11 protein-coding genes are annotated in these 12551 nt (G+C 39.6%); 3 read left to right on the top strand and 8 right to left on the bottom strand.

What is annotated here, in order from left to right; all coding sequences use genetic code 11:
- Nucleotides 1-55: 55 nt before the first annotated feature.
- Nucleotides 56-1110, top strand: a protein-coding gene (locus FIS9605_RS42080; protein ID WP_231510586.1) for an IS630 family transposase whose coding sequence is annotated in 2 segments (ribosomal slippage) — nucleotides 56-448 and nucleotides 451-1110 — 1053 coding nt in all. Because the reading frame shifts where the segments join, the coding sequence is not laid out codon by codon here.
- Between the two features lie 277 nt (nucleotides 1111-1387).
- On the opposite strand, the gene FIS9605_RS40195 is transcribed toward FIS9605_RS42080, so the two are convergent.
- From FIS9605_RS40195 to FIS9605_RS0133700, 6 genes are all read right to left on the bottom strand, one after another.
- Nucleotides 1388-2317 (bottom strand): DUF6262 family protein, encoded by a 930-nt coding sequence (locus FIS9605_RS40195; protein ID WP_051470273.1) that lies wholly within the window; start codon nucleotides 2315-2317, stop codon nucleotides 1388-1390.
- The gene (locus FIS9605_RS0133720; protein ID WP_051470272.1) at nucleotides 2310-3941 is read right to left on the bottom strand and encodes a tyrosine-type recombinase/integrase; all 1632 of its coding nucleotides are present in this window, start codon (nucleotides 3939-3941) and stop codon (nucleotides 2310-2312) included. Before FIS9605_RS0133720 ends, FIS9605_RS40195 begins: the two co-directional genes overlap by 8 nt.
- The gene (locus tag FIS9605_RS0133715; RefSeq protein WP_026736410.1) at nucleotides 3925-5031 is read right to left on the bottom strand and encodes a tyrosine-type recombinase/integrase; all 1107 of its coding nucleotides are present in this window, start codon (nucleotides 5029-5031) and stop codon (nucleotides 3925-3927) included. The genes FIS9605_RS0133720 and FIS9605_RS0133715 overlap by 17 nt, the downstream gene beginning before the upstream one ends.
- Before the next feature lie 278 nt (nucleotides 5032-5309).
- Complete coding sequence (locus FIS9605_RS0133710) at nucleotides 5310-5732, bottom strand: ATP-binding protein (protein WP_026736409.1); 423 nt, start codon at nucleotides 5730-5732, stop codon at nucleotides 5310-5312.
- A 3-nt stretch (nucleotides 5733-5735) separates the two neighbouring features.
- Complete coding sequence (locus tag FIS9605_RS0133705; RefSeq protein WP_026736408.1) at nucleotides 5736-7397, bottom strand: SpoIIE family protein phosphatase; 1662 nt, start codon at nucleotides 7395-7397, stop codon at nucleotides 5736-5738.
- A 183-nt stretch (nucleotides 7398-7580) separates the two neighbouring features.
- Nucleotides 7581-8309, bottom strand: coding sequence for a response regulator transcription factor (locus FIS9605_RS0133700; protein ID WP_026736407.1), 729 nt, complete (start codon nucleotides 8307-8309; stop codon nucleotides 7581-7583).
- Between the two features lie 631 nt (nucleotides 8310-8940).
- On the opposite strand from FIS9605_RS0133700, the gene FIS9605_RS0133695 reads away from it, so the two are divergent.
- Nucleotides 8941-9708: a WecB/TagA/CpsF family glycosyltransferase gene (locus FIS9605_RS0133695; protein WP_026736406.1), complete on the top strand. Its 768-nt coding sequence runs from the start codon at nucleotides 8941-8943 to the stop codon at nucleotides 9706-9708.
- A 112-nt stretch (nucleotides 9709-9820) separates the two neighbouring features.
- Nucleotides 9821-10573, top strand: a complete 753-nt coding sequence (ftsE, locus tag FIS9605_RS0133690) for a cell division ATP-binding protein FtsE (protein WP_026736405.1) — start codon at nucleotides 9821-9823, stop codon at nucleotides 10571-10573.
- Between the two features lie 68 nt (nucleotides 10574-10641).
- On the opposite strand, the gene FIS9605_RS0133685 is transcribed toward ftsE, so the two are convergent.
- The gene (locus FIS9605_RS0133685) at nucleotides 10642-11409 is read right to left on the bottom strand and encodes a hypothetical protein (protein ID WP_026736404.1); all 768 of its coding nucleotides are present in this window, start codon (nucleotides 11407-11409) and stop codon (nucleotides 10642-10644) included.
- 150 nt (nucleotides 11410-11559) lie between these two features.
- A complete protein-coding gene (locus FIS9605_RS0133680; RefSeq protein WP_026736403.1) occupies nucleotides 11560-12147 on the bottom strand; it encodes a hypothetical protein in 588 nt (195 codons plus the stop codon).
- Nucleotides 12148-12551: the final 404 nt, after the last annotated feature.

Here is a 12551-nt window from a genome sequence, read left to right as displayed (position 1 = left end):
AAACTATGTGAAGATAAGTAAATACGTATGATCTATCTAGCACGGTAACAAAGACATGGGCAGTCGTTTAAGGGTATTTCTAACTCCACAACAAGATACAACTCTTTTCAACCTGAGAACGGCAGATGTACCCCAAAAAGTGAAAGACCGAGCAGAAGTGATTAGATTGAGCGCACATGGTTGGTATGTAGAGAAGATAGCGGCTCACTTTAATTGGACTGAACAAACAGTAAGAGAAGTTTTGCATAAGTGGAAAAAGCTAGGGTTAGAGGGACTTTGGTCTAAACCAGGGCGCGGAAGAAAACCCAAGTGGACAGAAACTGACATAACGTTTTTAGAAGACTGTTTAGAACAAGAACCACGCACATACAACAGCGTTCAACTAGCCCAAAAATTAGAACAAGAACGTTCGATTAATTTAAGTCCCGACTGGTTGAGACGGGTACTCAAAAAAAGGGGGTGATTTGGAAACGAACCAGGAAAAGCCATAAAGGAAAACAAGATCCAGTATTGCAACAAATTAAACAGGCAGACTTAGAAATGCTGGAATTATCTGCTGCTGTGGGAGAAATAGATTTAAAGTATGTGGATGAATCTGGGTTTTGTGCTTGGAGTGAACCAAGTTATAGCTACTACTTCCGAGGAGAACAAAAACGTTTAGAGCTTAGTTCGCGTCGAGGTCGAAGATTAAGTATTATTGGTTTTCTCCAACCCTTAATTAGTTTTGTGTACGGGCTGGTGATTGGTGGTGTTTCACGTAAAACTTATATCCAAATGATGGAGATTGAAGCCGCAGAAGCCCAAAAATCAGGACGCATCAGAGTAATTGTGCAGGACAACGGCCCAATACATCGGTGTAAAGAAGTTCAGCAATTATGGTCAAAGTGGGAAGAGATGGGTTTCTACATCTTCTTTTTGCCTAAATATTGTTCTGAAATGAATCCAATTGAATTAGAGTGGCAACACCTCAAAAAAGATGAACTAGCCTCAAAAAGTTTTGAGGATGAGTTAGACCTTGCATATGCTGTGATTGATGGAGTCCAAACAAGAGGAGAAAAGGGGAACTACAGTACGCAACGTGTAAGATTTAACTCTCATTCTTCTGCTTAACTGTTTGTTACATACCTATAAATTTTTTCACCTACTTACTTAAACAAGTTTCGGTAAGTGATGCGTCTTGGAAACGTCTAGGACAATTCACTGCTAAAAAAGTCCGATTGGTACAGCGAAGCACGGGATTAATCGTGCTGCCAACTCGGAGATTGTCAAATCTACAGGCATCGAGCCTATAGATTTGACCTCCTATCCCTCCCCGCCCTGCTTCGCTTATCTAAACCACAATGTACACGACGTTGACTGTATAAGCATTTAACGTTGTGAATATTTTCTACAACGTTGACAGTGGATACTTTACCAACATCTCTGGGAAAGGTATCCACTGTTCGGATTGTGTGTAAACGATGATACCGTCCTTGGTGTTTTGGCTGGCAAGAACTAATTTCTTCTTGTAGGCTAATGTATACCATTCCTTAAAAACATCCAATTCAGATTGTTGTCCAATTTCTTCATTAGGAATCCAACCCTCTTCTATAGCTTTTTTAAGCCATGCTCCTGGCTTTTCAATATTGCTACTAGCCATTGCTTCCTTAAAAGCTTCTATTGCATTTAAAACAGTTTCTTCTGATGCTGACTTAATAGTTTTTGTTAATGTAGCATTCAATTTAATTCCGATTAAGTCAAGTTGCTGTTTAAGATTATCACTGATATCTGAACGTCCAGCCCTTCTCTTATCTAATGAAGTGACCTTTGAGTTGTTGGGCAATGCAATAGATGAATCTAAATGAGAAAGACGAGCTTCTTCTAATTGTTGCTTCAACTCTGCATTTTCAATTTTTAGCTGTGTATTTTCAGCCTTAAGCCTTTCTGCTAAATCATCAGCACCTTGTAGATGATAAACCCTACCAGCTAATCCCTCATTGACTCTACGAAGTCCTGTTACTTCAGCCTCCAGTTTTTTAATTCTTTCTCTAAGCTGATAGATAATAACAGCTTTTGAATCATCCGATGCCTTTTGTGGTTGAGGTGGCTTACCTGCTTTAAGTTGCTGTTTTCTTAAACTATCAATGCGCTCTTTAATCTCTGGGTATTTATAGAGATAACTAACTGAAAGCCCTGCTTCCCTTGCAACGTTAGCAAAGGTTATCGGCTTATTCTCTTGAGTTAGTTTACGAATTGCTTTTTCTAAATTGTCAGATGCTTGTTGTTTCTTCTGCTCGGCAGCAGATTTCAAAGCAGCTATCTTGGCATCATTACTCATTCTTGTTGCTCTCCAGAGTATTGATGATATTTTCTAAACTTTTTTTGACATCTTCGTTAACTTGAATTTGGCGATGCCAACCCGACGCTTTAGCTACTTCAAGAACTTTATTAGTACGTTCTAGATGTTCCTTATGTTGGTCTAAAAATTCAATAGTTGTACGAAAATCACCGCAGGTTAGACAGGCATTGCCCTTACTACAGGTAAGCTGTGCAGGCAGTCCACAGTATCCATTTGGTAACGTTTCAGCCAAAACTTTTTTCTTCATCCATTGCAAATTAGCATCATTGTCTAATTCTGGATGCAGCGACTCAATAATTTCGCCATTAATGTTGACTACTTTAGTAGCAAGGTATTCATCTATCTTTTTTCTTAGAGTTGCATCATGAATATGAGCATAAACCGAAGTCATGTGAGGTGAATCATGTCCTAAATACCTTTGCACAATATGTTGTGGCACTCCAGTATTAATCATACGAGTACCTACAGTATGACGAAATTGATGACTTTGAAAATTCCATCGTTTACCTGATTTATCCCGAATATCAAATTCTTCTGCTAATTTTTTTAAATAACCAACAAAAGCCTCATCAAGCATGACATTAGGTTTAGGAATAAATTCTTTACAACTTCCGCCCAACCGTCCACAAAAAAGATAATTGTATTGTTCCCCTAATTTATCTCTAATATACTGCTGTTGTTCTTGGATAACTTGAGCTAATTCCACAGAGATAGGAATAGTATCTTCTTTATTCATTTTCCATCTCATAAATTGAATAAACCAACTCCCTTTTGCATCTTGTTTTAAACAGTCTATTGGAAGTTGACAAAGTTCGCCTACACGTAAACCACATTCCTGTATAACTAAAACCATCCGTAATACTGTTTCTGGCAATGCTTCTAAGTGCTGATTTAGTTGATACATCACTTCTTCTGGAATATATCGTGGAAGTGGTTTTGCTGCTTTTTGATAATCCTCTTTACGAATTAGATAAGATTGAAAATTAAACCAGTTATTAACTATACATGTCTCAAAAAAAATCGCTAAGTCTTGCAGCTTTTGATTTCTAGAACTTGAATTTAATTTTTGCTGATTTAAGTAATCTATATAATCAATAATTACTGAACGATTAATATCTGCAAAACATTTAATATATGTTCTATTATATAAAAAACAAGAGAAAGTATTAAAAGAAGTTAAGGAACTTTCCAGCCTTCTATATCCTATAGAAGATGCTCTATATTTAATAAATTTTTTTATTGCTGCTTTGAACCAATCTTGATGAATATAGGAACATGTTAATTTATGACTCCTTCCTCGATAATCGCTAACTTTTAATCCGATTTCTAATGCGTCCCAAACATCCTCACTATTATGCACTGTTGTGTAACCTATTTTTTCTGGATACTCTAAGTTCTCAATAAATCTCTTGCCACATTCAGTACATTTATATCGTTGTTTTCCCTTTTTACGTCCAGCTTTGTGATAATTGTAGCTGCCACAGTGATAACAAAATATATCATTTGTATTATCAACTGTACTATTTTGATTTTTTATTAACTGTATATGCAGTGAACCTTTGGAAGATTTATGTTGATTATTAAAATTATTTTGATTCTTCATAATCTTGCTTGCGTCGTTGTAAATATTTATGATATTCTTCTTGCATGTCATCGCTGTTCAGATGAACATAAGTGTTAATTGTAGTCTGAATATTAGCATGACCTAACCGCTTTTGAGCGTGCGCCATATCCCATCCAGACCTAATTAATTCTGTAGCGTGAGTATGTCTAAGTAGATGAGGCGTTGCTTGAATACTTGTTTTCTTAGCTAATCTTTTAAACAGTCCATTTACAGCACCATAATTCATCGGTTGTCCTACTTCACCATCCCAGCAGTTGACAAAAACATAATCACAGTCAATATCTTCTGGATACTCTTCAATCAGATAATTAGAGTAGAGTTTCATCAAATCCTTGGTAACATGAATTACTCTTTCAACTCCTGCCTTTACTCGACTACTATTGATATTGTCATCTCTGGGAATTACATGAATTTCATTTATTCCCTGTGAGCGAATGTCTTCATGTCTTAACCCTAATACCTCGCCAATTCTCATGCCTGTTTCATAGAGTAAACAGATAAGAAATTTATCTCTAATTCTTTTACAAGCGTTGACTAATTTTTGAACCTGTTCCAAAGTTAAGCATCCTGGGAATGTTTTAGGTTCTTTAATTTTTAGTAGTCGTGTTTTAACTTCTTTTCCTTTGCTTATATGGTGCAGAAATGGTTTGTATTGTCGCCCCGGTTGTACCTGATAGCGATAAGCGTTAACCCCTTTACTTGCTCCTAATCGCTCGTGAAATTCATAAAAACCACAGACAGTAGTGAGGGCATGGTTAATTGTCTTTTCTGACCGTTTAGACACTTGTGGCTGAATGGATATTACTCCTGGTTCTGGATTTCTTAGCCAATGAATAAAATCTGATAAATGTTCAAGATTCACTTCCCTCCAATCAATTTGTTTATCTTGTAGAAACTCCCAAAACAGTTTTAGGTTGTTGGCGTAGACCCTAATCGTGTTGGGTGACTTCTCTAAACTGTCTAAGTAACGTAGGTATTTTTGGATTGGCTCGATGGGTAGGTAGTTGTCATCCAGCACGATCCATATTGGGCGATTTGAATCCGGTAGCTGACCTTTTTGAATTAGCATATCAACATTGTACACGTTGTGTAATAGCTAAATTTAATAATAATACTATTTAATAAAAAGAACTCATAAATAATCGTTGTTGTTGTTGTGTAAGATTATTTATGAGCTATAGATAACTTCGCTGAGGGCGGGGTTTCTCGGAGAATCTTGATGAATACATAAGTAGTTAAGTAAAATTAAATTCATTCACGGAGGCAGGGAAAGGGAAACGCTTAACAGGGAACAAGAAAACAATGTGTGTAATTAATTCTGTCTGAGTACATACTATGATTTTATGACTACGCAGATTCTGACAGAGAGACTTCTAATTTAAGACAGTTACCACCATTAACTTGCAACTGGTATTCCACTTTATCCATGAGGCGATTGATAATCAACCAACCATATCCACCTTCTTGTTTATCCGTGGGGCTAGGTGGTAAATAGTCAGACAATTCAAAACCTTCGCCACAGTCCCAAACTTCCAGGGCAACATCGCGGTCTTTCAGTTCCAAACGAATTAACACTGGCAAATAGGGCTGATTTTTGTGGGCATGACGCACAACGTTGGAATAGGCTTCTACTAAAGCCAATCGCAAACGACTTGATTGCCTTGACCAATCAACTGATTCTTTCATCTGGACTTCTAAGCATCCCAACAACCAGTTTTCCACGATGCTTAAAAACTTCAAGTCACTTGGTACATGAAGCTCGCTTTTCATTATTTACAAAACCTCCAGTGAAAGTATAGTTTGGTCATCTTCTTGAATGGGGTTATCTGCCTGGATTCGGGATAGCAAATGGTTGAGAGAAAGTGGTTGATCTTCCGCTTGCAAGAGTTGCCAAAGACCCTCTAGATTCAGCATAGAAAAATGATTGGGCTTGATGCCATTCTCGGTTGAATCGATATTTTTGCAAACCATTGCTTCAGTAATACCATCACTGGTTAGCAGTAAAGTATCTCCAGGAGCGAGAGACAATTGCCCGAAGGCTGCTTGCCACTTAGGCAAAATGCCAACGGGAATGCCACGTACTTTGAGGTAAATGGGATTATCAGGGGCAGTCTTGCTAGACCAAAGCAGGGGATATATGTGACCTGCATTTGCGTACACTAGCTCTCTAGTGGTAGGGGTATACCGAGCTAAGACCAGGGTAATAAAGCAATTATTACTAATTAAGTCATCACCTAGGGCGTGGTTGAGATTCTGAATGACTGTATTCGGCATGGCTGGTGTTTCTTGAGACAATTCACGGCGCAACACCGAAATGGCACTAGCCATGAACAAAGCTGCTGGGACACCCTTACCGGAAACATCACCCACTGCTAACCACAAATCACCTTTGGGATGAACAAACACTTCAAAAAAATCCCCTCCTACTTCGCGGGCAGGGTAACAACAAGCTTGTACCTTTGCATCCTTGATATTGGGCAAGCTTTGGCGCAGTAGGTTGTTTTGAATTTGGCGGGCAACCTCCAATTCAGTCCGGATTTGTTCTTGCTTTTCTTGAAGGCGCTGGTAGAGTTTTGCTTGGGAGAGGGCCAAGGCTGCTTGTTCAGCAACACCTGCTATTAGCTGGATATCTTCATCTCGCCAAGGGCGATCGCGTCCCCACTGGTAGAGTGCCAGAACAGCGAGTAGGTGCTGCTGATAGATTAGTGGTACGACCAGTTGGTAAAAGGGTGAACCCTCATGCGTGTATTGATAATGTTGATAATGATGAGTTTCTAGAACTTTTTCGATCAAAGGACTGGGATTAAACGAGCAACTAGAGAAAGAAGTTTTGGGATCTAAGTAGGAGAACTCATCTGTTGTCAGATGATTGCCTTCCACTGGTCTGAGCAAGCAATAACTGGTTTCAAAAGTTTGGCCAATTGTGGCAACAATCTTTTGCAACATACTGGAGTAGTCAAGAGATTCGCGAATTGCTGTTGTCACGGCATTAAATAAAGATTCCCGTCGTAGGGCACGACGCAACTCCTGAGTACGTTTTTTAACTACGCGATATGTATCTGTTGCTTGCTCGACGATCGCCTTTAACCGATCGGGTTTCCAGGGTTTGGTGATGTATTTGAAGACCTGACCGGAGTTAATTGCATCCACCAAATCTTCAACATCAGTAAAACCAGTCAACAAAATGCGAATCGTATCGGGAAAGCGCTCCACCGTTAGACTGAGAAATTCAGTGCCATTCATCTCTGGCATTCTTTGATCAGAGATGATCACAGCCATCTCACCTTCTTTGTCTAAAATGTCAAGTGCACTTAAGGCGTGATTTGCTTTATATACTTGAAAATCTCGCCTAAAAGTGCGGTAGAGTAATTCTAAATTATCCGGCTCATCATCTACCACCATTAATTTAAGTTTTTCTACATCTGTCTCAGTCATATTTGACTTCACTTTCCAGATACTTGAATGGCGAGATAGTGTAACTTTGATTACACCTAATCGTCAGTTGAACAATAAAAAAACGTGATTTAAGATAGTCCACTCATTTTTAACACATATTTTTTCTAACTTAGTAAATTTACTTATAATTGCTTGATGAAGTTCAAAACCCTCAAATCCAATCTAACCGACTAATCCAGAACGTAAAGCCCGAACCGCTGCTTGGGTACGGTCGTCTGCACAGAGTTTGTTCAAAATATTACGAACGTGAGTTTTGACTGTCCCGACCGTGATGTAAAGTCTTTCTGCAATCACAGCATTGCTGCAACCTTCGACAATTAACTGCAATACTTCTAATTCCCTTTCTGTAAGGGTGTAAGGATCGATCATTTCTTCTTCATTCTCTACTTCAGCCTCTTCTGAAATTGGCACAGAGGGTTTAGTATCCTTCAGTGTTATTTCTGGCTTATGGGGATTTTGTTGCGCTTGTTGTAAGACAATGCGGGCGATCGCCGGATCTATCCAAGCATTGCCATTGTAGGTAACACGTACGGCTTCCAGCAAATTATCAAACTTAATATCTTTCATGCAGTAGGAGTCTGCCCCGGCTGCAAAAGCTGCTAACACTGCTTCTTTGTTATCTCGCAGGGTCAATATTAATACCTTGGTTGCTGATTCATCTCCGCTAGCAATAGACTTTACCTCTCGTGTTAGTTCAATGCCATCTTTATCTGGTAGGCCAATATCTATAATCGCAATATCCGTTTGTATTGTTTTTAACAATTTCATGCCGTCAGCAGCATTAGCTGCTTCTCCCACCACTTCTATTTCTTCCTTTTGCTGAAGTGCTGTCTTGATACCTACACGGGTGAGATCGTGATCTTCTATTAATGCCACACGAATTTTACTCATGGTCGATTTCTACCCATTACACTCTATAACTGTAAAATTGAGTTTACTAAAAAGTCTCGGGAGATGTAGTTTAAAGATATATATAGTCTGTACTCATCTGTACTAAGCTAATTGGCATTTGGCGTTGCAACTAAAAAAAATATTTCAGAAGTCAGGAACTAAGAACTCTTTCTATTCTGACTCATGGCTAGTTAATCTTAGCTCTTAAAAGCCACAAACAGGTGCAAATGCACCAGGCGTATCAGCTTCAGAAATCAAAAGTTCAAAGTTGGATAAAGCTGTAATAGCAATTATCCTGGTCGTGAGCAGAGCTAATAATTCAATGCGCGATCAAAACTTAGAAGTCGCTTTATCTATAAGTTTTTATACCTGACACTTTTTGCTTCTACCAGAACTCTCACGTATATTCTCAGTTTCTAGCTTAATTATAAGTATCTAATTAAACTCTACTTGTGATAAATACACGTGTGGTGATATGGTTTTAAATCTATTCATATAAACAGATTGTCTGTTTTTATAAAAAAACATTAAATGTAATTTTTAATACATTCTGAAAAATTCCTGTTTGAAAAAAAATTTGTTAAACTATCGTTACGATAGACTTTGGTGTGAGGCTACTTAAAAACAGGTTATGCTTAAACCGCCGAAAGTATTTTCCGTGCTGGGGCTACCAGTTCATGTAATGACTGATTATCCAGGCTGGTTGCTAGAATGCTTGCGAGAGGGCATCGGAGGGCATGTAGTGACGCTCAATGCAGAAATGACCATGCAGGCAGAGCAGAATAAATCCCTAGCTCAGGCTATTAAAAATGCTGAGTTAGTGATTCCAGATGGAGCGGGAGTAGTTCTGTTTTTGCGGTGGCTGCGGCGGCAAAAAGTGCAACGCACTCCGGGAATTGAACTTGCAGAAACACTGCTACGAGAACTTGGACAAAAACAAACGGGCGCAAAAGTATTTTTCTATGGTGGAGCGCCTGGAGTGGCTGCCAAAGCGGGAGAATTTTGGCTTTCTCAAAGCCCAAATTTGTTCATAGCAGGTACTCATTCTGGCTTCCATTCCCAAGCAGAAGAAGAACAATTGCGACAAACTCTTGCCCAGCTGCAACCACAAGTAATTTTTGTTGGCTTGGGTGTACCGCGTCAAGAATTATGGATTGCTCAAAATCGCCATTTGTGTCCCCAAGCAATTTGGATCGGCGTTGGTGGTAGTTTTGATATCTGGTCAGGGACGAAAAGTAGGGCTCCAGCTTGGTTGGGAAACAACCATTTGGAATGGCTATATCGACTATACAAAGAGCCTTGGCGCTGGCGGCGAATGTTGGCTTTACCCAAGTTTGCTCTCAAATCCTTAGTTTATGGTATGACCGTTAAAGAAGCGATCACTCAGCAAGTACCGTGATTTGTTGGTGGTTTGTTATCACAAAATTTTTAAGCGTGGATCTGAGATTCCTGGGTATTACCTGGGAATCTTAATTTTATACGTGTTTAATTGTGGGTGTGAAGAAACAGCAATGCCAGCAGTATTATCACCGAAAGCAGCGACTGACAAATCTATTCATCTTCAAGATAGCGATACTCAACCGGGGAATGTTAGTACACTGATGGTGCAATTGCGCTCAGCAGCAAAAACATATCTCAACGGACATAACGCCCTGTTGGATGTGAATCTTGAGGTCAAACAGGGAGAATTTCTGTTTATCACAGGGCCAAGTGGTTCTGGTAAATCTACGCTTTTGAAACTGCTGTATGGCCAAGAGTTACCAACACAGGGAGAAGTGATAGTTGATGGGTGTAATGTGGCAACTTTACGGGGCGATCGCTTGTCTTTATTCCGACGGCGAATTGGCATTGTATTTCAGGACTACAAACTGATTCCCCAACGAACAGTGGCAGAAAATGTAACAGTTGTCCTGCAAGCGCAAGGATATACCCGCAAGGAAATTCAACGGCGTTTGGAACCAACTTTGAAGTTAGTAGGTTTGTTTGCCAAAGCTGACTGCTTTCCCGAACAACTTTCTGGGGGAGAACAACAGCGGGTGAGTATTGCACGGGCGATCGTTGCAACCCCACCACTGCTTTTAGCTGATGAACCAACCGGAAATCTCGATCCAGATAATTCCTGGCAAGTAATGCAGATTCTTCAGAAGTTAAATTCTTTTGGTGCGACAGTAATTGTTACTACTCACGATGAGCAGTTAGTGCGACGATGCAACCATCGTGTAGTGCAAGTCCGCAATGGAAGATTGTATGAAATTAGTGCTTAATCCTTGTTGTTTGTTGTTTGTTGTTTGTTAGTTGAAACAACAACCAACAAACAACCACCAACTAATAACTAACAACTAACCCGATTTTTTACCTTCGCTGAGGCTGGTATTCTAATTGCTGTGGCACTAGGTGAAAGCACTTGCGCTCGTTCCAAAGCTTGCAAACTTTGAAAAACAGCCTCTCTTATTGCTGGTTCCTCTTCTTGGCGAAGAAGAAGGCGCAAGCAATCGTTAACACTTTGCTGCTCACAAGCATCTACTCGATTACGGATAATTAATTTGGTAATTTGCCGAACGGCAATTAAACGTTTGAGGGGATCTGTTTCTGTTAAATTAACGAGCAACTCATCTAACTGGTTTTCCTCTCGACTTCCATAAAAGTTGACTATTTGCCATACCAGTAAAATAAATGTCAATAACGTCCCTAAACCTTGCAGAGTCAAACCAGCAGCAAGCCAATGACTGTTGGAATCTAACCAGATAGCAAATGTCATATACGTGCTAACGCAAGCAATGCCGCCACTAGTGACTGCTAAAGCTAAGCGCCGGTTGGGACTGTTTAAAAATTTTCGGATTTCAGACCAGCGTAAACGCCAGTTCCATGCTTGCATTGAATAAACTAATATCATGACCCCAACACCTACACTGCTAGCTAATAGCAGTTGCCAGTTCCACAACAGCATAGCAACCACTATCGTCAGGAATCCAAGAACACCTCCTGGTTCTCGGAAACGTCCGAGAACTCTCTTTTTTGTGACTCCTGACTTGAACTCTGGAGGCAGCCAGTTGAGGATCTGGTTAACTAATTGCTGCCAAGAAGACGAAGCCTGTGCCACGGTATTTACCTACTTTATGTGTGAAACAGTTTAATGTAATAAATGCTACGCCCTGATTAAGGGTGTGATGAATAAGCAATAACCTCTACCACCATAAATGAAGTAGAGGTCGTGACACCGATTTTATCACCGAGTTTTTACAGTTTTAAGCTAAAAACAAAAACTAAAGCCATCAACAGTGAATTGACCATCAAAAGCGCAGAAAGTGACGCTATGGATGTCACTCGCTGTTACAGATAGTAAGGTATTGGGAGGTACGGCAGAATCAGAATTGGCAAGATTGGCTCCTGATAGCACTGTTTGCGCTAGTAGTTGGCGATCGCGGTTATATGCAGAAAGCACTAACCGCTGTGAACTTGTGATAAAAGCACTCACAAATTGAACTGGACGCAGGAAAGTAACTTCTAAATATCCGCTTTTTGGCGCTGCCATCAACACTACCTGGCCAGAGTGGGTAGGAAATGCCGGGTTTGAAGGTTGTATTGCAATACAATTATCAAAAATTACGTCCCATTGTTCATACTGGCGCTTTACTACTTCAAAGCATTTTAAATTTTCCAAATTTAAATAAATACAGTTAGGTATAGCAACCTTTTCGGAGCTACCAGCAGCTGCCTGCATTTGACTCTGGAAGGTGGAATCTATAGTTTGATTTTGGATATCAAAGTGACCAAGCGTAAATTGACGGTCTTCAAACTTTGGTCTTTGATTCGATTGAAGACAAGCCTGTTTTCCCATGACACCCCGCTTAAGCATTTTCTATGAAATAATCAGATCGCTAATTATAGGGAGAGTGATTTCTTCCGCAGAGCTGCATTAGATACTAGGTTTAAAAGCTAGTCGATCGGTGAGCAGCATTAAGCAGAACTAATGTTAATAACTATTTTTGATTAGGTTTAGGAGCTTTATTGATGCTCAATACTATCAGTATTATTTCTGATAGAGTAACATAAATAAAGACTGAGGGTCTTACCCCTCGGTAATAGTAGCTACTAATAGAAACATTGGAATCATAGTATTTGTAAGCAACAATATCTGGAAAACTAGAAAAAAAATCACTGAATCTTTACAAGCTAGGCAGTACTTTTACATCTACTTCACCAGAAGCACCGATTACGCAAAATTGTTTTGAATCTGTCTTT

It is taken from the genome of Fischerella sp. PCC 9605 (genome assembly GCF_000517105.1).
In the GTDB taxonomy this organism is placed as follows: domain Bacteria; phylum Cyanobacteriota; class Cyanobacteriia; order Cyanobacteriales; family Nostocaceae; genus PCC9605.
This window is presented reverse-complemented; position numbering and strand designations above follow the sequence as displayed.

Excerpts from the sequence above, each read along its gene's own strand:
- FIS9605_RS0133715 (WP_026736410.1), bottom strand. The coding sequence starts at position 5,031 with ATGCTAATTCAAAAAGGTCAGCTACCGGATTCAAATCGCCCAATATGG.
- FIS9605_RS0133705 (WP_026736408.1), bottom strand. The coding sequence starts at position 7,397 with ATGACTGAGACAGATGTAGAAAAACTTAAATTAATGGTGGTAGATGAT.
- FIS9605_RS0133700 (WP_026736407.1), bottom strand. The coding sequence starts at position 8,309 with ATGAGTAAAATTCGTGTGGCATTAATAGAAGATCACGATCTCACCCGT.
- ftsE (WP_026736405.1), top strand. The coding sequence starts at position 9,821 with ATGCCAGCAGTATTATCACCGAAAGCAGCGACTGACAAATCTATTCAT.
- FIS9605_RS0133680 (WP_026736403.1), bottom strand. The coding sequence starts at position 12,147 with ATGGGAAAACAGGCTTGTCTTCAATCGAATCAAAGACCAAAGTTTGAA.
- FIS9605_RS0133720 (WP_051470272.1), bottom strand. The coding sequence starts at position 3,941 with ATGAAGAATCAAAATAATTTTAATAATCAACATAAATCTTCCAAAGGT.
- FIS9605_RS0133695 (WP_026736406.1), top strand. The coding sequence starts at position 8,941 with ATGCTTAAACCGCCGAAAGTATTTTCCGTGCTGGGGCTACCAGTTCAT.
- FIS9605_RS40195 (WP_051470273.1), bottom strand. The coding sequence starts at position 2,317 with ATGAGTAATGATGCCAAGATAGCTGCTTTGAAATCTGCTGCCGAGCAG.
- FIS9605_RS0133710 (WP_026736409.1), bottom strand. The coding sequence starts at position 5,732 with ATGAAAAGCGAGCTTCATGTACCAAGTGACTTGAAGTTTTTAAGCATC.